Origin of the sequence: Xanthomonas boreopolis (assembly GCF_046529185.1) — a bacterium.
Classification (GTDB): domain Bacteria; phylum Pseudomonadota; class Gammaproteobacteria; order Xanthomonadales; family Xanthomonadaceae; genus Pseudomonas_S; species Pseudomonas_S boreopolis.
In genome coordinates this window covers 2,770,035-2,790,190 of sequence record NZ_CP097162.1, presented here as the reverse complement: position 1 = coordinate 2,790,190, position 20,156 = coordinate 2,770,035, and the positions used below count along the sequence as shown (strand labels likewise).

The following is a 20,156-nucleotide window of genomic DNA, read 5'->3' as shown; positions in this document are numbered from 1 at the left end:
GCAACCACCCACGCCAAGGAGCCGACCATGAACACGACGCACGAGATCCCCGCCACCCGCAACGAAGCCTGGGGCTTCTGGGGCACGATGGACACGCACGCCAGCAAGGCGTGGCCCATCGCGATGACCGCGATCGCCGAGGCCACCGGCCAGCCCTCGGAGGCGGTGCGGGCCTTCCTCGATAGCCGCCACGGACGCCACTTCGCGGACGACGTCCACAACGCCCTCTACGACGGCCACGCCCTGCCTGACGCCATCGTCGCCGCCACCCAGAGGTGGATGGGCTGGAAAATAGGCCAGCGCAACAGCAGGGACTACGGCATCCCGAGCCACCTGCCGTACCTGACGGGCTTCGTGATTCACTGCGAGATCGTCGAGGAGGAACTCGTCGCCTGATCGAACGCCAGGCCATCCGCCGCGCGGGTGGCCTGCTTGCCCGTCCAGTCCTGCCAGCGCCGCACGATCACGTCCGCGTACTTCGGGTCGAGTTCGATCAGGCGCGCCACGCGCCCGGCCTTCTCGGCGGCGATCAGGGTCGTGCCCGAGCCGCCGAATGGATCGAGCACCACGTCGCCGGCACGGCTCGAATTGCGGATCGCGCGCTCGACCAGCTCCACCGGCTTCATGGTCGGGTGCAGGTCGTTCTTCTGCGGCTTCTTGATCTGCCACACGTCACCCTGGTCGCGGTCGCCGCACCAGTGGCGCTCGGCGCCCTCCGGCCAGCCGTAGAGGATCGGCTCGTATTGGCGCTGATAGTCGGCGCGGCCGAGCGTGAAGGTGTTCTTCGCCCAGATGATGAAGGTCGACCAGTGGCCGCCGACGGCGCGGAAGGCCGCTTGCAGCGTGTCCAGCTCACTCGACGACATGGCGACGTAGATCGCGCCGCGCGTGTGTGCATTGATCAGCGCCAGCGCGTCGTAGAGGAAATCGTAGAAGCCTTCGCCCAGCGCATCGTTGAGAATGGGGCGGTGTTTGCCCCGCAGTTTGTCCTTGGCGCTGTTGGCGTAGTTGACGTTGTAGGGCGGATCGGTGAACACCATGTCCGCCCGTTCGCCGTCCGGGAGCAGGAGCGCGAAGGCCTCGGCGGTGGTCGCGTCGCCGCAGATGAGGCGGTGCGGCCCGAGCAGCCAGACATCGCCCGGCTGGGAGACGGGCTCCTCGGGCACGTCGGGGACGGCGTCGTCTTCCGTCTGGCCCTCGTGCTCGGGCTCCTCGCCGGCGAGCAAGTCGGCCAGTGCATCGGCGTCGAATCCGGTCAAGTCGAGATCGAAGCCTTCGTCCTGCAGCGCCTCCAGTTCCACGCGCAGCAGCGCATCGTCCCAGGTCGCGAGTTCCGCGAGCCGATTGTCCGCGAGCACCAAGGCGCGGCGCTGGGTCGGTGTCAGATGATCGAGCACCACCACCGGAACGGTGGTCAGGCCCAGCTTGCGTGCGGCAGCGAGGCGCCCGTGGCCCGCGACCAGAACACCGTCGGCGCCCACGAGGCAAGGATTCACGAACCCAAATTCGGCAATCGATGCTGCAATCTGCGCCACTTGCTCGTCCGAATGCAGGCGAGCGTTCCGGACGTAGGGCAGCAGCTTGTCGAGCGACCAATGCTCGATGCGGTCGGCCAGCCAACTCATGCAGCGACCTCCGCCGCCTCACCCAGCCGCTCGGCGGCGACCTCGGCGAAGGTCTGGCCGGTCGCGGCAAGCACCGGCGCTGTGCCCGGGTGGTGCTGCAGCCAGCGGTGCAGCGCGACATCGACGTACTCCGGCGCGAGCTCGAGGGCGCGCACCTTGCGGCCGGTGAGTTGGCCGGCGAGCAGCGTGGTACCGCTGCCGGAGAACGGCTCGAACACGATCTCAGCTTCGTCCGAATAGGCCTCGATAAAGAACTTCGGCAGACCCAGCGGGAACACCGCCGGATGATCGATGCCGTCGCCGATGCGACCGCGCTGGCGCGTCACCTCGACGACCGAGTCGGGGATGCGGAACTCCTGCGTCGGCGTGCCGGCGTGGTTCCATTCGCCAACCTTGCCGTCCTTGCCGCGCATCGCGGTGGAGGAGCCGTCGGCACGCAGGTGCGTCTCGTGGCCGGCCCATTTGCAGGGCACGATCTTGTTCGGCTTGCGCGCCTGGCGGTTGAAGTGGAACACGAACTCGTGGCGTGGCGCGAGGCGACCGGCCCAGTCACCGGGCACGGTGACCGACTGGTCCCAGACGTACCAACCGAAGCGCCGCCAACCCTGAGTGCGCATCCACTCGATCCAGCCGTCCCAGTACGGTTGCCACTCACCGTCGCGATGGACGAGGCCGAGGTTGACCAGGATTTGCGCGTCCTCGCGCAACGCGCCGCAGGCGGTGCCGAACACGCCCTGCATGAGCGCGTTCCAGTCAACGATCCCGCCGGTGGTGTAGTCGCGCTGGTTCGCGTAGGGCGGACTCGTGAACAGCAGGTGTGCCCGCTCGCCATCGAGGAGGCGCGCGACGGCGGCGGCTTCCGCGCTGTCGGCACAGAGCATCCGGTGCTCGCCCAGGAGCCACAGATCGCCGGGCCGTGTGACCGCAACCGTGGGCGGCGTGACGTCGTCCTCGTCCGCGTCGGGGACCAAAGCGCGCTCGTACTCATCGGCGGACGGTTCCGTCTCCTCGATGTGGTCGAGCAGGCCTTCGATCTCGGAGGCAGAGAAGCCGGTTAGGTCCAGATCGAAACCGGCGTCGGCCAGCTCCGCGAACTCCAGCGCCAGCATGGCCTCGTCCCAGCCGGCATCGAGCGCGAGCCGGTTGTCGGCAATCACGTAGGCGCGCTTCTGCGCGTGGGTCAGGTGGCCAAGCTCGATCACCGGCACTTCGGTGAGCCCCAGCTTGCGTGCTGCGAGCAGGCGGCCGTGGCCAGCGATGACGCCGTGGTCGCCGTCGACCAGGATCGGGTTGGTCCAGCCGAACTCGGCGATGCTGGCGGCGATGCGCGCGACCTGTTCGTCGCTGTGCATGCGCGGATTGCGGGCGTAGGGAATCAGCGTCTCGACCTTGCGGTACGCGACGGCGAGCGTGTCCAGAATCGGTTCCTCGGAAACAGAAAGCCCGCCGACGGCGGACCGTGGGCGGGCTCGTGGCGTCGGGGTGGGGGTGCAAACCGCAAACCCTGCAAACCTTGGTTTGCAGTCTGACGCTAGTAAAGCGCCGCGCTCGCGCCCCCCGCATGGCTCGGTGCCCAGGAAGGACCCGTGGCAGTCCGCGTTCGTGGGCGAAGTCCAGAAATGACGAAGGCCACCGGTGGTACGGTGGCCCTCTGACGCACTTCGCTCGCGAGATTAGCTGCAATCCTAGCCAAAAACGCCGGAAATGTTGCGCCCGCTTTTTGCCGCTCACCTCGCAGCGACCCGCAGCGGTTTGCATGGGCACGCGCCGCCCGAAAATTACCCGCAGCGTCTATCGCGCCGCGATGTCGCGGGCTCGTTCAACTGGGCGACGATCTTCGCCAGGGCCGCTTCCCAGCGCCGCCACGCCGTGGTGCGGTCGCAGCCGAACCGGCAGCAGATCTTCTTCCACGGGTAGCGCTCGGCCCGCATCCAGACGAGGTGGCGTTGCTCCAGTTCCAACCAGGAGACCCAGCGCATGGTCTCCAGCATGCGCTCGACGGCCGCCGGATCGGGCGGAAAGCGGTAGGTCACCGTCTCGGCGCCGAGGTTTTCCCAGGGCATCCGCTTGATCGCCGGCCAGGTGTTGAAGTAGCCCTGGACGCGCACCGGAGGGAGGCGGTGTGCCGTGCTGGCCGCCTCGCGGAAGCGTTCCGCGACACGCTCGGTCGTCCACTCAGCCATGGCGCGCACCTCCCGCACCGTAGAGGCGCTCGCCGATCTGTCGCACCAGTTCGCGTTCCATCCAGTCGAGCCGATCGTCATCCGGCGACACGACGAGGATGTGCTGGTCGCGCCAGCCACGTCGCTTCACCGCTTCCAGGTCCGTGACTTCGGGTTGCAGCTTGGCCAGCGGGCAGCGGTAACGCGGGTTCGGGATGTCCATGTCACACCTCCTGCGTGGCGATCGCCCAGCGCAAGAGGGCCAGGGCATCGGCTTCGTTGTCGTCGACCGGATCGAAGCTCCAGGCGCGGACGGCGGCGATCACCGCGTCCTTGCCGGCGTTGCCCTTGCCGGTGGCGTGTTTCTTGATCGTGCCGACCGGCACGCCCCGGTACGGAATCTGGTGGTGCTCACACCAGGCCGTGAGATGCGCCATGAAACCGCCGTAGGCGTGGGCGGCATCGACCCCGACGTGGCGGCGGACCTCCTCGAAGTACACCGCATCGATGCCGTCCGCCGATTGCTTGATCTCGGTGAGCCAGCGCTTGAAGCGCAGATAGCGCATGCCGCCGCCCTCGAAGCGCTGCGGCTTGAAGCACTCCGAGCCGCTGGTGATGGAGCCGTCGCGCCCGCGCAGCGCCCAGCCGGTCCGTGTGCCGAGGTCGAGGCTCAGGATGGCAGCAAAGGGTTCTCGGCCCCGACCGTCCAAGCTGGGCAGACCCCTTCGGGTCGGGGGAGAGGACACGACGTGGTCCTCTCCCCCCGAAGGGGGGAAGGAGTTTTCGCCAACTTGGAAATCTCCGCAAACCCAGCAACCACGCGGGGTTGGGGAAGTTGGCAAGTTGGCAGCGTTGCCAACATGCCAATCTGCCGACAACTCCGTAACGCGTTGATCAGCAGGGGATTTAAGTTGGCAGGCGTTTGCCAACTTGCCAACGTCTCTGAAAATCGGGGGGAAGTTGGCAGCGGTTTTGCCAACTTGGCTGTGCGTCTTCATGCGGGCTCCTGGGTATCGTCGAGGTCGTCTTGGTAAACCCACACCTCGGGGTTCTCGACCGGCAGCGCGGCCCCCGATTGCGGGCATTTGAAGTGGGTGGGCAGCACCGGTAGTTCGCGCAGCGACACCTCGCCGGTGTCTTGATCGGGCTCGCCTAGACCCAAGCGCAGCACCATGGCCTCGACGCAGAGGTAGCCGAACTTGGTGCGGGCGGGCGGAAGGCCGTAGTCCGCGGCGTTGCGGAAGTACTTGATGTAACCCTGGGTCGAGAGTGCGGAGAGGCGCTCGCGGATGGTGCGCTCGCCACCCAGCCCGGCCTTGCCCTCGAAGGATTCGGCGAACTGGTTCGCGGTGTAGCAGCGGCCCTGGGCCGCCTCGTCGAACAGGATCTGCAGGATCGCGTCGCGCTTGCGCCGCCGTTCGGCGTCGAGGCGCTCGCCGTAGTCCCTCATCACCAGCCGCGCGTTGGCCTGGACTTCGCGCCACTCGCCCTGGATCTTGTCGACGTGCGTCGAGGGGATGGCGGCGCCGTTGCGCAGCTCGAAGAAGAGCTGGCGCGTGGTTCGGGTTTCGTCCGGCCGAAACAGCAGCATGCCGGTGGTGTAGTAGCCGCGCAGGCTGCCGGCTCCGGCGAGAGCCTGAAACGGGTCTTCCTCGAACTGCTTCTTGCCGAGCTTCTTGGTGTGGTGGGCCAGCACGATGCCGGCGTCAGGGTTCACCGCGTCGCGCAGGCGCTCGACCCGCTGCGACAGGAAGAACAGCATGGCGGCGTTGTCGTTCTCGCCGCCGGACTCCCCGCCGTCGAAGACGTTGCGAATGGGGTCGATGGCGATGATGTCCGGCAGTTCGTCGCCGAATGCCTGTTTGATCGCGGGGATGACCTGGGCCAAGCCGGCGTCGTCCAGGATCAGCCGCAGCTGCGGCGTGGCGACGAAGTTGACGCGCGCCGCACCGATGCGACTGGGCGGGAGGCGGATCTCCTTCACGCGCTCGCGCAGGTAGTGGTACTGCACCTCGGCTTGCAGGTAGAACACCCGCAGCGCACGCGGCGGCTTCATGGCGAGGAAGGTGGCGCCCGCCGCCATGTGCGTGAGCCACGCGAGCAGAAAGTCACTCTTGCCGACCTTGGGTGCGCCGCCGAACACCAGCAGTCCGCCGGGTGTGAGCACGCGCGGTGCGATGAGATCGGGCGGCAACGGGGAGTCGTCGTCGAGCAGCGCGCCCAGGGTGAAGGTCGGCAGTGCCCGCGCCGCAGCCTTGACGAGCCTGCGCTCGCCCTCACGAATGAAGGCGGCGCAGTTGAACCCTTCGGCCACGGCATCGGCCGCATCCCATTTGTCGGGTTTGTCGGTCGGCGGAACGAGAATGACGACTGACGTCGCGCCCGCCGTCACGCAGGAGCGGGCAGCGTTCTCCGCGTAGTCCCAGCCGGGGGCGTCGCGATCCGGCCAGATGATCACGTGCTTGCCGGCCAGCGGCGACCAGTCGGTCTTGTCGACCGGCGCCCGCGCACCGTTCATCGCCGTGGTCGCCGTGATGCCGGCGTCGATCAGCGCCGAGGCGGCCTTCTCACCCTCGACCAGCACCACCTCGCGCGCCTTGGCGACCGCCGGTAGGTTGTAGAGCGGACGCGGATCGGGGGCGCGCCACATGCGGGCGCGCACGTCCCAGGGGCGGTACTCCTTGCCGGTGGGCGGGTCGTAGCGATAGACGCAGGCGATGAGACGACCGTCCGCCGCGAGGTAGTCCCACTTGGCGGTGTAGGGGCCGAGTTCGTCGACAGGCGCGCTGCGAATGTTGGATCGGGCCTCTGGATGACGAGCAGACGGCACGATCCCGAGGCATTGACGGATTTCCTCCGCGATCCGGGGAAAGTCATGCCGGGCGGAGAGTCCACGGGAACGCGCCCACAGATCGATGACGTCGCCGCCTTCGTCGGTGGCGAAATCCTTCCACAGCCCACGCCGTTCACCGTCGAGCTCCACCACCAGGCTCTTGCCGCGATTGCCGTCGATGTCGCCGACATAGAACTTGCTTCCCCGGGTGCGGCCCTGGGGGAACAGGTAGAGCAGCACGGCCTCCAGGCGATCGAGCAGGCCTCGGCGGAGCGTGTCGGTATCGGGGAGTGCCGTTCCCTGCTGTTCGGGCGCGTCGTTGTAGTCGAGCCAAATGACGTCTGCCATCAAGCCGACCCCCAACACCGGTCCTGCCAAGGGCACGACTTGCACTCGAAGTGGGTGGGCGTGGTGGCGTGCCGGGGCAGCAGCTCGCCCGCCTCGGTGGCGGTTATGACATGCACGGCCCGGTCCGACATGCGCTGCGCGAGCCCGCCGTCGAACGGTACGAGCTCGAACCAGATCTCCTCGCTGTCCTTGTTGATGGCGGTGAACAGCGCGGTATTGCTCGCGATGCCCGGCACGGCGCCTTCCATGTAGGCCTGGTAGACGGCGATCTGCGCGGCATAGATCGGTTTGGCGCGCGCCACACCTTGCTTGACGGTCTCGCGCCAGGACTTGTCGTTCATCGTCTTGCACTCCCACAGCGCGGGATAAGCAAGCTCGATGTCGGCAGGGCCGGCGGCGAGAATCCCGTCGACGTGCCCCTGGATGCGTCCGCCGGCCACCGAGAACCCGAACTGCTCGCCGTCAGCCCTGCGCGTGTAGAGCTCGAAGCCGGCCAGCCGCAGCCAGCGGATCGCGAGATCCTCCAGGACATGGCCGACCTCGAACACGCGCAGCACCCGGCCGGGCAGCTCGCGCCCGGGATCGACCGGCGTCTGGGCGTACTCGTACTGCAGGGCGCGTTCGCAGGCGACGCCGAGGCGCGAAGCGCCAAGGTAACTGCGGGATACCTGTGCTGCCCGTTCGCGCGCCAGCGCTTCGTCGATGACAGCGTTGACGCGCTCGTGGAACCTGGGGCGGTGGTTGTAATCGAGCATCACCGCCTCCTCAAAACGGCACATCGTCGGGCGTGAGCTCCCGCAGGTTGTCGAAGTAGGCGGTGAGCACCACGTCGACCAGTTGCAGAACCTCCTCGCGCTTGTAGGCCGACAGCGGCCGGTCCATGCCAATCGACGCGACGTACTCGCCGAGGTGGGGCAGGACGGCCGCCATCGCGGCCTTCTCGTTATGGGTGGGATCGATCACGACGCCGCCTCCCACCTTCAGTCGTTGCAGATGAATGTCCTGGCAGCGCATCGAGCAGAAGCGCTTGAACAGGGGCTTTCCGTCCGGCGCACGCGGGCCGTTCCTCGGCGAAAGCCAGCAGAAGCCGCGTCCCTCTCGTCCGCAGATCGCGCATATCACGCCGCCCTCCGGTGTTCGTCGTTGGCCGCCAGCACGAGGCGCTGGATCGACGACTTGTTGAACTGGAAGGCGAGCAGTGCCGAGGCCTGATAGCGCGTGAGTCCGAAGTCGGCCCGCAGGGCAGGCGGCAAGTAGCGCAGCTGCTTCTCGGAGGGTGGCTCGTTGAGCCAGCGGCGGGTCTTGTGGGCGGTGTCGAGGGACTCGTTGTCGTTGAGCCAGTCGTCCGCCTTGGCCATGCAGACGGTGCGATCGCCGACCGCCAGCAGACGGGGCTGCAGATCCTTGCCGCCGCCGACCGCGTGCCAGCGGCCGTTGAGGAAAAAGATGCCGCCCCAGGCACCAAAGCCGGTGGCCATCAAGGCGTCGTCGCAGCCGAAGAGATCGCACCAGCGAAAGTTGGAGCGCTTGAGCAGATCGATCTCCGTCATGACGAAGTCGTCCAGCGCCTCTGCCTGCTCCGTTTCTTCGCGGGTCCATTCGAAGCCGCACAGGGGGCACTCGCGGCAGCCGAGCGGGACCAATGCTTCGCAGGAGGGGCAGTCCTTGGTCGGCGCCTCGCCCTGGCGCTGATGGCCGTCGAGGTTGGCCTCCTGCTCCAGCGAGCCGTGCATGAGCGTCGCCGTGCCGAAGTCGAGCACGATGCAGTCGGTCTTGACCACGCCGGGATGCTCGGCCGGATCGACGGTGCGCAGCCCACGACCGATCATCTGGGTCAGCGTCGACTTGTGCGAGCTCGGGCGCAGCAGCACCACGCAGGAGGTGGGCGTGTAGTCGTAGCCTTCGGTCAGCACCGCCACGTTGACCACGACCTGGGCGTCGCCGGTTTCGTACTCGGCCAGGCGGGTTGCACGCTCGGCATCCGACAGCTCGCCGTGGATCAGCACGGCGCGGATGCCGGCGACGACGAACGCCTCGGCTACACACTGCGCGTGCGCCACGGTCGAGCAGAACACGATGGTCTTGCGCTCACCTGCCTTCTCGCGCCAGTGGCGGACCACCGCATCAGTGATCGGCGTCTTGTTGAGGATCGCCTCCACCTCGGTCATGTCGAAGTCGGTGGCGGTGCGCCGCACCTGCGCGAGGGCCGACTGCGCGCCGACGTCGATGACGAAGGTGCGCGGCGGCACCAGATGGCCGGAGGCGATGAGCTCGCCCAGGGTGATCTGGTCGGCGACGTTGCTGAAGACCTCGCGCAGCCCCTTGCCGTCGCTGCGTGCGGGTGTGGCGGTGGCACCGAAGATCTGCGCCCGGGGGTTGCGCGACAGCACGCGGTCGATCACGCGCCGGTAGGAGGGCGAGGCGGCGTGATGCGCCTCGTCGACCACCAGCAGATCGAGCGTGGGCATCGCGTCGAGATGAGCGTCGCGCGAGAGCGTCTGCACCATCGCGAAAGTGGCGCGCCCGGCCCAGGACTTCTCCTTGGCGTCGAACACCGAGGTGGCGAGGCCGGGATTGACGCGGCCGAACTTCTCCCGGTTCTGACCGGTGAGTTCGTCGCGGTGGGCGAGGATGCAGGCCTTTGCGTCGGGCTCGTCCAGCACGCTGCCGGCTACCGCCGACAGCATTATGGTCTTGCCCGAGCCGGTGGGACCGATGGCCAGGGTGTTGCCGTGCTGGTACAGCGCCGCGAGTGAGCGCTCCACCAGCAAGGCTTGACGGGGACGAAGCATCATGACGGCAGTCCCCCTTACTGCGCCCAGCTCGGGCGGCCCGAGACTGGGGCGCGACCGGTGGCCTGGGCGTAGGAGTTCGCCGTGGTGGATGCCGGGGAGGTGGCAGGCGCGCTACCCATCCGCGCGGCGTAGTCCTTGTGATCGGGCTGGATCGCCTGCTTGATGACGGCCTTGTCCTGACCGTGCTGATCCTTCTCCCAGTCGACCTTGCCGAGGAACTCGATACCGTCGAGGTCGGCGAAGCCGGCGATGCGCCGCGCGTTCTGGGCCTGGGGGCTGGCATCGCCCGGGTGGACGCCGCGCGCGGAGTTCAGGATCGCCTTGACGAAGGCGCGGCCCATGTTCGCCCACTCGGGGCCCTTGGGGCTGTGGAGGCCGATCAGCGACCACATTTTTCGGCGGGCGTACTCGCCCTCCATTACGACGAACTCGCAATTGAGGTACACCGAGCCGGTGTTCTCGTTGCGGGTCGCGTAGCCGCCGGTCCAACCCTGGCTCGCATCGTCGAAGCCGCCGGGACGGATGGTCATGCGCACGCGCACCAGCGTGCCTTTCGGGATCAGGTCGAACGAGGACTGCTCGTTGGCGTCGTTGAAATCGAAGTAAGTCATGGCGTAGTTCCTTATTGCTGCGCGGATTCGGAAGGCGCGGGGCGCGCGAAATCGAGGCGTTCGAGAGCGGGGCGGGCAGGCCCGGCGATCTTGGTCATCAGCCGGCCGAGGTGCGGTTCCTCGATCTGGTCGAGGCGCCCGGAGCGGTCCTTGGCGGGGTAGCCCCAGGGGTTGAGCGTGTGGCAGACGAAGGCGCGATAGGCGGTGCCGTCGTCCGCCTTGAGCTCGGCGAGCGTCACCACTTCGTCGACGATGCCGGGCAGTTCCAGCCCGGTCTTGGAACCGTCGATCTGCAGCTGGAAGACGCGGCGATTGAAGTCGTCGAGCCGCTCGTCGAGGATGCCGACGAACCAGACGTTCTTGCCCCGGGTGTGCTGCAGGTGGGTGAGCCAGGCGATCATCTCCTGGCCCATCAGGCCGTAGGCCCCGCGCGTGTCCGGCTTGCCGGTCTTCTCGGAGAAGGCCTGCGGCTGGCCCTTGCACCACTGCAAGCACAGACGCCCGGCGACGGTGATCGAGTCGACGAACACGGTCTCGTACTTGTCGAGCACGGACGGATCGCCGACGCGGGCGCAGACGGCGTCGAAGTGCGCCTGGCTGAACGGTTGCTCGTCGCGCAGCGCCGGGTTCGGGCCGCCGATGAACACTGCGAAGTCGCGGCATTCCTGCCAGGTGCGCGGCCGGATCGTGTCGCCGGCCCAACCTTCGACGGCGAGATCGCCCGCCTCGAGGTCGAAGAACAAGGTGGCCTCGGGCGTCAGCGTCCAGAGCTGCGAGGTCTTGCCGATGCCGCTCTTGCCGACCAGCACGCCCTTGACGCCGCGCTTCTCGGCCAGGCGCTGGTCGGCGGAGATGATGGGGAGGTTCATGCGCGGCCCTCCGTGTCGGAAAAGGCCTGCTCGATGCGGTACGCGCCGAGTGCGCCGCGCTTGCGGGCGAGGTCGTAGAGTTCGCGCAGGGCATTCATGCGGCGGCTGATCGGTCGGAGCTCGTTTTCGAGGGCGATCACGGCAAAGGCGATCTGATCCAGGGTGGCGCTTTCGAGCGGCACCTCGACGCCATCCACGCGGACCGTGGCCGGCAACTCGTCCAGCAGGTAGGGATGCTTGTTCTTCAGCTTCTCGAGCAAAGTGCGGTTCTTGAACATGGCGGTCACTCCTTCATCAGGGCGAGGCGGAAGCCGGGCTTGCCGGTCTTGAGCGTGCGGGCGGGCGCGAAGGCGCTCTTCAGCGACTCCGGCCAGGCGTTGAACTTGGTTTCCGAGACGCGATAGCTGATCTCGACGTACTCGGTCGGGTCCTCGCCGCCGTTGGCGATGCGGCGGACGACCTCGGCAAGCCGCTGCTGATCCCACTCGATCCGCTTGGGCAGGTCGGCGGTGATGCGCACATGGCCGTCATCGAAATGCACGACGCCGGTGTCCTTGCCGGCGGCCAGGCGCAGGGCATGGGCGCGGTCGGCGTACTTCAGGTCGAGCGCTCGGTCGATGTGCTCGACGATGGCGCGGGCCACCGAGAGCAGATCGGCGGCATCGTTCTTCAGCTGAAACAGCGCCTCGCTTTGCAGCGCGGCGAGATCGCCGGCGGGCGTGGCGAGGACCTGATCGGGCGTGAGGCGGCTCATGCGACACCTCCCGCGCTGGCGCGCTCGGAGGTGCTCTTGCGCAGGCACTCCGCTTCGTAGGACTCGACGTCCTCGACGCGGTAGAGCACGCGGCCTTGGATCTTCAGAAAGACCGGCCCGATCCCTTCGGAGCGCCAGCGTTCCAAGGTGGCTTCGCTGACGCCCCAACGGTCGGCCAGTTGGCGTTGGTTGAGGTGTTTGATACTCACGGTTCGCTCCTTACGGGTTGTTGCGGAAACGTGAGGTCATTCTGGTTTTCAGGGGGTGGGCAAACCGGCGGGCAAAGCGGGCAGGATTGGCGGGCAGATCGTGCAAATCGGCCCTTCGTTGAGCCAGAAAGAAAAAGGCCCGGAGTTTTTGGCTCCGGGCCTTGTTGGGGGATGGAAATGCGGGGCGGTCAGCCGCGGGGCGGGAACGGGTCCTTGCCGTAGGTGTTGCGCTCGCGAATCTTTCCATCCGTGCCTTGGATGAACACCTCGCTGCCCTGGTTGCGCGCGATGTCGCGTGCGCGCTCGAAGGCTTCTTGTTGCGTATCGTGTACGGAGGTCAGGCGGTCGTTGCCTTCCCCCCGGACACCCCACTTGTCGCCGTTGCGGACGACCCACTGGTTCTTACCACTCATGTCATTCACCTCATCGAGATCGAAGTTGCACTGCCGGATGAAAGGATTGCGCTTCGTTGGGTGCATCACCTCCTTTGGTCGTTGACGAATTCGGGTTTGAGCCAATAGTGGCCGTCGGTGTCGTGGGCGACGAAGGTGCGGTAGACCGCCTTGTGCCGCTTGAAGATGTCCGCGCCCTTGCACTTGTCGACATCGATCTCCAGGGCGTCGGCGATGGTGCGTTTGTGGACGGGATCGCCGGCAGCCCGCTGAAGCACGGAAAGAAAACCGCAGACTTGGGGTGACAGCGCGTGCCGCCCACCGTCGATCAGTGCGATGCGACCGGAGTGCATGAGCCGCAGGGAGGTTTCCGAATCCGGTTCGCCGATACCGACGGAGCCGTCGAGGTATGCGTCGAGATTTTCGATGACGAAGCCGGCCTTGCGGAGATGCGCCACGGCACGCAGCGGAACGATGAGATGGCCAGAAGCGTGGATGGTTTGAGCGACGTCAGCCGTGGTGGTGAGCAGGACGCCGCAGCCGGGTGCGCAGGCAGTGCGCAATCGATGGTCTATGGAGGGCATCAGGACCGGATCGTCTAGCTTCCGGCCGAAGAAGACAGTGCGCCGCTTTCGTCGATGTTCGATCTCGCCCAGGCGCCACAGCGCTGTCGGAACCAGCTCTTCGTGTTGATAGCGTCCCGCAAGGCCCAGGGCGGAGGCGAGCCACCGGACGATGCGCGTGGTGTCCACCCTGAGCCATGTCACTTGATCACTGGCCAGATCAACCCAGCCGCAGTCCGTGCAGTACCCCTGGCGGCGTCCTTGCTCGAAGCGAATCCCCTCCAAATCGCCCATTCCGCACCAGGGACAGAGGATGCTTGATCCGACACCATCACTCGCCCCGAGGGCACCGAGGTCGAGGAGATGCCGATAGGCATCCATCTGTCCGGAATACCGGGCGGCATCCGGATGAAGGTTTCCATCGGATTCCTCGACGAGCCCGCAGAGCAGGCCGAAGGCGATGTCGTTGCGTGCTTGCACGGCGTCTCCTACGCGACCAGGGCCAGTTCGACCTCGGTCGGTTCGGAAACGCGCCACGCACGCAGGAGGCTCTCGGCGAGCTTGGCATCCTCCTCTCCCATGTCCTGGAGGTTGGAGATGCCAGATTGCTTGAGGTCGATGTTCAGTACGCGGCCGCGCTTGCCCACCTCGGCAGGGGCGAAGTAGATGCTGATAAGGGCCTCGACGATATTGAACGGACCGCGGAACAGGTCGTGATTCTTCAAGTGGGCGCTCGATGCAGTGAGTGCGCAGGGTTCGGAGTGGTCCGCAGGTACGCCCACCCAGAAGTCGCAGACGGGCGCCTTGGTGCTCCTGAGTCGGGCTCGGCGAAGGCGGATGCGATCGATGCCATGGGCGGCGAGGTTGATGTCGCTGTCCTCCGGAAGGCCCAAGCCGTGCCGCAGCCGGTTGAGATAGAACATCGGCTGCTTCACCGCCTCGGGCTTGACCTCCTGCTTCAGCAGGTGGCGAGCGAAGAGAGTCACCAGCGGTTGGTGAACCTTGGCGCCGCCCCGGCCGACGGTGTCGACAATGCCGGATGCGGGAAAGTAGACCAGCGCGAGATTGGTCGCCGGGCGGGTCGTCCGGCGGCGCATGCCCTCCTCGACGAACTCCACCAGATCGTTAGGATCGTCCTCCACGTAGACGCTGATCTGCACACCGCCGTCCAGGTGACGGTCGCAGACGTCCACGTGGCAGGCGCGCCGCGGCCCTTTACGCTTGGAGAGCACCTCGGACAATGCGGCCTGCAACCCCTCGATATCGGCAGCCTCTCGGGACACCGGCTCGGTCACCTTGATGGCTTGCCGTTTCCACGAACGCTTGCCGACGCCGAGATCGAATTGGAGCAGCGCCTCCGCCGTCATGAAGGTGGTCGGCCAGTTCACCAGCACCCACAAGGCCCGTTCGGCGTGGTTGCGCAGTTTTCCGAAGTCCTCCCGAATAGCCGCGTCGTTGTCGCTGGCGTTGAGGATCGCATCGATGCCTTTCTGGGTCGCGAGGGCGTGGACATGGCGCAGCTCGGCGTGCAGCAGGGCCTGTTGATCCGGTTCGAGTTCCTCCAAGAGGGTGATCAGGGCATCGGAAAATGCCTTTTCCTCGGCGCTCCAGTCGAAAGATTCGGGGATGGCGATGGAGCGGGAGGACAGATAGGCCTGCCAAGTGGAGGCGGGAACCTGGCGGGCGAGGTGGCGAGGGTTGAACGCGGTCATGCCATGCATCTCCTATACAGACGGAAGGTGCCCGGCATGCCGTCACGTCCCAACAAGGACGCTGGCGTTCGGTGTGCCGAACGATTCGGATTGTCTCGGAGTAATGCGGGGTTTGTCAAGCAGGTACGAAAACGTTCGGTCTGGTGGTAACATCTTCGGACTGACGCAGAACGTTTAGGAGAGTCCAGTGCCATCGCCCTTGGGGGACAAGATCCGCGCCTTGCGGAAGCAGAAGCGGCTCAGCCTCGAGCAGCTGGCCGAACTGACCGACTCCAGCAAGAGCTACATCTGGGAGCTGGAGAACAAGGACGATCCGAAGCCATCGGCCGAGAAGATCGGAAAGATCGCGGCCGCGCTGGACGTCACCACGGAGTTCCTGTTGACCGAGTCCGTGACCACGCCGGACGAGGAGGTGCTCGACGAGGCCTTCTTCCGAAAATACAAGAGCATGTCCGAGCCGGACAAGAAGAAGATCCGCAAGATTCTCGACGCGTGGGAAGATGAATGACAGAGGCGAAAAAGCCCATGGCCGAGGCCAACCGCATCTCGGCCATGCTCAACACGGTTCTGGGCGCGGATCGGTTTCCGGTCAAGGTCGATGAGCTCGCCCTGGAGTACTCGCGCCAGTGTTTCGCCGACTCGCCGATCGACAAGATCCGGGGGGAGGATCTGGACGGCTTCGACGGCCTTCTGGCGGCCAACAAGACGCGGTCGAAGTGGCTGATCCTCTACAACAGCGCCACTCCATCGGAAGGCCGCAAGCGCTTCACGATCGCGCACGAGTTCGGTCACTACATCCTGCACCGCCATCAGCAGGATCGTTTCGAGTGCGGCGACGACGACATCGAGACCGGTGACAACGACGAGCGGGACATCGAGGCCGAGGCGGATCTTTTCGCGTCCACCCTGCTGATGCCGCTGGACGACTTTCGGCGCCAGGTCGACGGGCAGCCGGTCAACTTCGATCTGCTGGGTCACTGCGCCGACCGCTACGGCGTCTCGTTGACTGCGGCAGCTCTGCGCTGGACCGAGATCGCGCCCAAGCGAGCGGTGCTGATCGCCAGCCGCGACGACCACATGCTGTGGGCCAAGTCGAACAAGGCGGCCCTCAGGTCCGGCGCCTACTTCGCGACCCGTAGGAACACCATCGAACTACCGCACGATGCTCTGGCGCACAGCTACAGCGCCTTTGACATGGCCGACAGCCGGACGGGGCGTGCGCAGTCCTGGTTTGCCCGTGAACCTGCCAGCATGCCGATCACCGAAATGACCCGCGTCGCGGGCCAGTACGACTACACGCTGACACTGCTACTGCTGCCGGAAGCGGAGTGGCAGGGGGCACATCATGACGACGAAGAGCCGGAGGAAGACACCTACGATCGCTTCATCCGCAACGGCCAGTATCCGGTGCGGTAGCTCACGGCGGATCGATCATGAGCGCCCACAAGTGGCAATTCGCCTCCCGTTTCCGCCGTCATGCGTTCGGCTGGCGATCCGACACGCCGGTGCAGCGGATCAAGGAAGCCATCGCGGAGATCAAGCAGGTCGCCCGCAAGGAGCCTGTGCTCGCGGCTGAGGGTGCCATCACCTTGCTGGAAAAGCTCTCGCCGGCCCTGGAACAGGTCGACAGTTCATCGGGCGCCCTGGGTTCGGCCGTCAACAAGGCCATCGACACCCTGGTGCCCATCATCGTCAAAGCGGATGTCGAGCCACAGCTGCGGCAACGCTGGCTGGAGCGTTTGTGGCAGGCGCTGCAAGACGACGAAATGCCCTACATCGAACTGCTGGGCGACTACTGGGGCGAGCTGTGCGTGACCCCGGAGCTGGCATCGCACTGGGCCGACGAGTTCCTGCCTGTCGTTGAAAGCGTGTGGAGTCCGAAGGCGTCTGGTCACGGATTTTTCAAGGGCACCAGCGCCTGCCTGGCATCCTTGTACGCCGCAGGCCGCCACCAGGAACTACTGGCGCTGATCGACAAGGCCCCATTCAAGTGGTGGCACGATCGGCGCTGGGGTGTGAAGGCACTGTCGGCGATGGGCAAGAAGGCGGAGGCGATCCGCTACGCCGAGGAATCACGTGGTCTCAATGACCCGGGCTGGCAAATTGCGCAAGCCTGCGAGGCCCTCCTGTTGTCCTCCGGATTGACCGACGAGGCCTACCGGCGTTACGCCTTGGAGGCGAATCAGGGCACAACGAACCTGGCGACGTTTCGTGCCATTGCCAAGAAGTATCCCAACAAGCAGCCGGAAGCGATCCTGCGCGACCTGATTGCCAGCACGCCCGGCGCCGAGGGCAAATGGTTTGCCGCCGCCAAGGACGCGGGGCTGTTCGCCCTGGCTGCTGAACTGGCGACACGCAGCCCGACCGATCCGCGCACCTTGACCCGCGCCGCCCGCGATTTTGCCGTGAAGCAGCCTGACTTCGCGCTCGCCGCCGGCCTGGCCGCGTTGCACTGGATCTCCCTCGGACATGGCTACGACATCACCGGGGCTGATGTGCTCGATGCTTATTCGGCCGTCACGCGGGCGGCGGCAGGCGCAGGCGTCCCTGCCCAGCGCGTCAACGAGCAGATCCGGGAAATGAGCGCCAGCGCTCAGCCGGGAGATTCGCTGGTGAAGACGATCCTCGCCCGTCATCTATCGAACTGACAGGGACCGGCTTTTCGCCACAGCCCGCATCAGTCCGCACGCCTCCGAAACTCCCTCATGGTGTCGGCGGCAGTCCGTCCGGACAATTTCGCTGCATGCGAGTTGGACAGACAGGACCGCTACCGATGCATCGATTCAACCATCTACCACCCGACCGGATGACGCCGGAGCAGCGTCGGCGCGAGATTGCATCCCTGCTGGCAAACGGGCTGGTGCGCTTGCGCAACGACTGTGCTGCACAGTCCGCAAACATAGCCGCAGAGAGCGAGTTTGAGCTTGGCTTCTCCGGCAACCAGCGCGTTCATTCAGACCCCGTCAACAAGACAACTACGGAGTCAGAATGAGCACGTCGAAAGAGACATTTTCACCGCCGCCATCGGTGGCGGCGCAAATCGCCCGGTTGCCCGAGCTGCCGATGGCCGAGATCAGGGCGCTCTGGAAAAAGCTGGTCGGTGAGGACGCGCCCACGCACAACCGCCAGTTCCTTGAGCGACGCATCGCGTACCGGCTGCAGGAAGCAGAATTTCGCAAGGCCAATGTCGGCCTGCTGGATCGCAACAAGCGGCGGATCGCCGATCTGGTGGAAACCGGCAAGGTCAGGAAGCACGACCGCGATTATCGGCCGGCGGCCGGCACGGTGCTGACCCGGGAATACAAGGGCGTCGAGTACAGGGTTGTCGCTACCGCCGATGGTCAGTACGAATTCCAGGGGCGCACCTTCGCCAGCCTTTCGATGATCGCCCGCGAGATCACGGGCACACGGTGGTCCGGTCCGCTGTTCTTCGGACTCAAGCCGTCGGCCAATCCCAAGCCTGGCACCAGGAAGGGAGGCCGGCGATGAGCGAAGTCTTGAAGCGTCGCATGCGCTGCGCGGTCTACACGCGCAAGTCCACGGACGAAGGCCTGGACCAGGAATACAACTCCATCGATGCGCAGCGCGACGCGGGCCATGCCTACATCGCCAGCCAGCGCGCCGAGGGCTGGATTCCAGTTGCCGACGATTACGACGATCCCGCGTTCTCGGGCGGCAACATGGACCGGCCGGCGCTCAAACGGATGTTGGCGGATATCGAGGCCGGCAAGATCGATGTGGTTGTCATCTACAAGATCGACCGCCTGACACGCAGTCTGGCGGACTTCTCCAAGATGGTCGAAGTGTTCGAGCGGTACGGGGTGTCCTTCGTCTCGGTCACACAGCAGTTCAACACCACCACGTCGATGGGACGGCTGATGTTGAACATCCTCCTGTCCTTCGCCCAGTTCGAGCGGGAGGTGACCGGCGAGCGCATTCGCGACAAGATCGCCGCCAGCAAGCGCAAGGGCATGTGGATGGGCGGCGTGCCGCCACTTGGCTACGACGTCGAGAACCGCCGGCTGGTCCCAAACGAAAGCGAGGCCAAGCTGGTCCGCCACATCTTCCGCCGTTTCGTCGAGCTCGGCTCCAGCACGATGCTCGTCAAGGAGTTGAGACTGGATGGCGTGACGTCGAAGTCCTGGACCACGCAGGACGGCAAGGTCAGGGAAGGCAAGCCGATCGACAAGAGCCTGGTGTACAAGCTGCTCAACAACCGCACCTACCTCGGCGAACTGCGCCACAAGGAGCAGTGGTACCCGGCCGAGCATCCGCCGATCATCGACCGGGAGCTGTGGGATCAGGCTCACGCCATCCTGGCCACCAACGGCCGGGTCCGCGGCAATACCACGCGGGCGACCGTGCCCTATCTGCTCAAGGGCATCGTGTTCGGCAACGATGGTCGGGCGCTGTCGCCCTGGCACACCACGAAAAAGAACGGGCGCCGCTATCGCTATTACGTCCCGCAACGAGACTGCAAGGAATATGCGGGAGCGTCCGGGTTGCCGCGCTTGCCGGCCGCCGAACTGGAATCGGCGGTGCTCGACCAGTTGCGCGCGATCCTGCGCGCGCCTGATCTCCTGGGCGCGGTATTGCCGCAGGCGATCAAGCTCGACCCGACCTTGGATGAAGCGCAGGTCACGGTGGCCATGACCCGGCTCGACGCGATCTGGGATCAGCTGTTCCCGGCCGAGCAGAGCCGGATCGTCCGGCTGCTGGTTGAGAAAGTCATCGTGTCGCCCAACGATCTCGAGGTGCGGCTGCGCGCCAACGGCATCGAGCGTCTGGTGCTGGAGCTGCGTCCTGAGCCCGTCAAGCAGACGGAGGAGGCGTTGGCATGAGCGACATCCGCATTCAGAAGACCGGCGAGCCGGATATTCTCCAGACCAGCGACGGCAGGCTGACCCTGTCGGTGCCGATCCGGATCAAACGCCGCGGCGGGCGCAAGCTGGTCACCTTGCCGAACGGCGAAACCGCTCCCGTGCGGCCGTGGGATATGACACCGACGCCGCTCCAGTTGGCGCTGGCCAGGGGGCACCGCTGGCTGGCCATGCTGGAGTCGGGAGAAGCGAAGTCCTTGAAGGAGATCGCCGCGCGGGAGGGGATCGACAACAGCTACGTGAGCCGGATGGTCAACCTGACCACGCTGGCGCCGGACATCGTAGCCGCGATCCTGGACGATACGCTGCCGAGCCACATCACGTTGTTCGACCTGGCGGTTGATCCACCGGCGCTGTGGGATGAGCAGCGGGAGAGAGTCGGACTCTGAGGCGGAAACTCCGC

The 20,156-nt window shown here is 65.9% G+C and carries 25 protein-coding genes; 8 read left to right on the top strand and 17 right to left on the bottom strand.

The window, feature by feature from the left end; genetic code table 11:
• The first annotated feature begins 27 nt into the window (after positions 1-27).
• Positions 28-396: a hypothetical protein gene (locus M3M27_RS12510; protein WP_029577208.1), complete on the top strand. Its 369-nt coding sequence runs from the start codon at positions 28-30 to the stop codon at positions 394-396.
• On the opposite strand, the gene M3M27_RS12505 is transcribed toward M3M27_RS12510, so the two are convergent.
• From M3M27_RS12505 to M3M27_RS12425, 17 genes are all read right to left on the bottom strand, one after another.
• Positions 360-1,625 carry a site-specific DNA-methyltransferase gene (locus tag M3M27_RS12505; RefSeq protein ID WP_032959783.1) on the bottom strand — a complete coding sequence of 422 codons (1,266 nt, stop codon included), beginning with the start codon at positions 1,623-1,625 and terminating at the stop codon, positions 360-362. The genes M3M27_RS12510 and M3M27_RS12505 overlap by 37 nt on opposite strands.
• Positions 1,622-2,977, bottom strand: a complete 1,356-nt coding sequence (locus M3M27_RS12500) for a site-specific DNA-methyltransferase (RefSeq protein ID WP_434025826.1) — start codon at positions 2,975-2,977, stop codon at positions 1,622-1,624. Before M3M27_RS12500 ends, M3M27_RS12505 begins: the two co-directional genes overlap by 4 nt.
• A gap of 426 nt (positions 2,978-3,403) precedes the next feature.
• Entirely contained in the window at positions 3,404-3,808 is a 405-nt protein-coding gene (locus M3M27_RS12495) for a DUF6362 family protein (protein ID WP_029577210.1), read from the bottom strand.
• A complete protein-coding gene (locus M3M27_RS12490; protein WP_434025825.1) occupies positions 3,801-4,010 on the bottom strand; it encodes a hypothetical protein in 210 nt (69 codons plus the stop codon). Before M3M27_RS12490 ends, M3M27_RS12495 begins: the two co-directional genes overlap by 8 nt.
• A 1-nt stretch (position 4,011) precedes the next feature.
• Positions 4,012-4,533, bottom strand: a complete 522-nt coding sequence (locus M3M27_RS12485; RefSeq protein WP_434025824.1) for a crossover junction endodeoxyribonuclease RuvC — start codon at positions 4,531-4,533, stop codon at positions 4,012-4,014.
• Positions 4,534-4,781: 248 nt separating this feature from the next.
• Positions 4,782-6,968, bottom strand: a complete 2,187-nt coding sequence (locus tag M3M27_RS12480; RefSeq protein ID WP_029577212.1) for an AAA family ATPase — start codon at positions 6,966-6,968, stop codon at positions 4,782-4,784.
• A complete protein-coding gene (locus M3M27_RS12475; RefSeq protein ID WP_029577213.1) occupies positions 6,968-7,723 on the bottom strand; it encodes a PD-(D/E)XK nuclease family protein in 756 nt (251 codons plus the stop codon). Before M3M27_RS12475 ends, M3M27_RS12480 begins: the two co-directional genes overlap by 1 nt.
• A gap of 10 nt (positions 7,724-7,733) precedes the next feature.
• Complete coding sequence (locus M3M27_RS12470; protein ID WP_029577214.1) at positions 7,734-8,090, bottom strand: DUF6511 domain-containing protein; 357 nt, start codon at positions 8,088-8,090, stop codon at positions 7,734-7,736.
• Entirely contained in the window at positions 8,087-9,763 is a 1,677-nt protein-coding gene (locus M3M27_RS12465) for a DEAD/DEAH box helicase (protein ID WP_029577215.1), read from the bottom strand. Before M3M27_RS12465 ends, M3M27_RS12470 begins: the two co-directional genes overlap by 4 nt.
• Positions 9,764-9,777: 14 nt before the next feature.
• Positions 9,778-10,374 (bottom strand): hypothetical protein, encoded by a 597-nt coding sequence (locus tag M3M27_RS12460; RefSeq protein ID WP_029577216.1) that lies wholly within the window; start codon positions 10,372-10,374, stop codon positions 9,778-9,780.
• An 11-nt stretch (positions 10,375-10,385) separates the two neighbouring features.
• The gene (locus M3M27_RS12455; RefSeq protein ID WP_029577217.1) at positions 10,386-11,243 is read right to left on the bottom strand and encodes an ATP-binding protein; all 858 of its coding nucleotides are present in this window, start codon (positions 11,241-11,243) and stop codon (positions 10,386-10,388) included.
• A complete protein-coding gene (locus M3M27_RS12450) occupies positions 11,240-11,521 on the bottom strand; it encodes a hypothetical protein (RefSeq protein WP_029577218.1) in 282 nt (93 codons plus the stop codon). The genes M3M27_RS12455 and M3M27_RS12450 overlap by 4 nt, the downstream gene beginning before the upstream one ends.
• Before the next feature lie 5 nt (positions 11,522-11,526).
• Positions 11,527-11,997, bottom strand: a complete 471-nt coding sequence (locus tag M3M27_RS12445) for a hypothetical protein (protein WP_029577219.1) — start codon at positions 11,995-11,997, stop codon at positions 11,527-11,529.
• A complete protein-coding gene (locus tag M3M27_RS12440) occupies positions 11,994-12,206 on the bottom strand; it encodes a helix-turn-helix transcriptional regulator (RefSeq protein WP_029577220.1) in 213 nt (70 codons plus the stop codon). Before M3M27_RS12440 ends, M3M27_RS12445 begins: the two co-directional genes overlap by 4 nt.
• A gap of 188 nt (positions 12,207-12,394) precedes the next feature.
• Positions 12,395-12,685, bottom strand: a complete 291-nt coding sequence (locus M3M27_RS12435; protein ID WP_230586935.1) for a DUF2188 domain-containing protein — start codon at positions 12,683-12,685, stop codon at positions 12,395-12,397.
• Positions 12,685-13,641, bottom strand: a complete 957-nt coding sequence (locus M3M27_RS12430) for a hypothetical protein (RefSeq protein WP_029577222.1) — start codon at positions 13,639-13,641, stop codon at positions 12,685-12,687. The genes M3M27_RS12435 and M3M27_RS12430 overlap by 1 nt, the downstream gene beginning before the upstream one ends.
• Positions 13,642-13,649: 8 nt before the next feature.
• Positions 13,650-14,873 carry a hypothetical protein gene (locus M3M27_RS12425; RefSeq protein WP_434025823.1) on the bottom strand — a complete coding sequence of 408 codons (1,224 nt, stop codon included), beginning with the start codon at positions 14,871-14,873 and terminating at the stop codon, positions 13,650-13,652.
• Between the two features lie 220 nt (positions 14,874-15,093).
• Between M3M27_RS12425 and M3M27_RS12420 the strand changes: the two genes are divergently transcribed.
• From M3M27_RS12420 to M3M27_RS12390, 7 genes are all read left to right on the top strand, one after another.
• Complete coding sequence (locus M3M27_RS12420) at positions 15,094-15,381, top strand: helix-turn-helix domain-containing protein (RefSeq protein ID WP_434025822.1); 288 nt, start codon at positions 15,094-15,096, stop codon at positions 15,379-15,381.
• Positions 15,382-15,398: 17 nt separating this feature from the next.
• Positions 15,399-16,289 (top strand): ImmA/IrrE family metallo-endopeptidase, encoded by an 891-nt coding sequence (locus M3M27_RS12415; RefSeq protein ID WP_434025821.1) that lies wholly within the window; start codon positions 15,399-15,401, stop codon positions 16,287-16,289.
• Between the two features lie 17 nt (positions 16,290-16,306).
• A complete protein-coding gene (locus M3M27_RS12410) occupies positions 16,307-17,521 on the top strand; it encodes a hypothetical protein (protein ID WP_434025820.1) in 1,215 nt (404 codons plus the stop codon).
• A gap of 125 nt (positions 17,522-17,646) precedes the next feature.
• Positions 17,647-17,865, top strand: a complete 219-nt coding sequence (locus M3M27_RS12405; RefSeq protein ID WP_434025819.1) for a hypothetical protein — start codon at positions 17,647-17,649, stop codon at positions 17,863-17,865.
• Entirely contained in the window at positions 17,862-18,362 is a 501-nt protein-coding gene (locus M3M27_RS12400; RefSeq protein ID WP_434025818.1) for a DUF2924 domain-containing protein, read from the top strand. Before M3M27_RS12405 ends, M3M27_RS12400 begins: the two co-directional genes overlap by 4 nt.
• Positions 18,359-19,714, top strand: a complete 1,356-nt coding sequence (locus tag M3M27_RS12395; protein WP_029577224.1) for a recombinase family protein — start codon at positions 18,359-18,361, stop codon at positions 19,712-19,714. The genes M3M27_RS12400 and M3M27_RS12395 overlap by 4 nt, the downstream gene beginning before the upstream one ends.
• Positions 19,711-20,142: a hypothetical protein gene (locus M3M27_RS12390; protein WP_434025817.1), complete on the top strand. Its 432-nt coding sequence runs from the start codon at positions 19,711-19,713 to the stop codon at positions 20,140-20,142. The genes M3M27_RS12395 and M3M27_RS12390 overlap by 4 nt, the downstream gene beginning before the upstream one ends.
• Positions 20,143-20,156 lie beyond the last annotated feature (14 nt).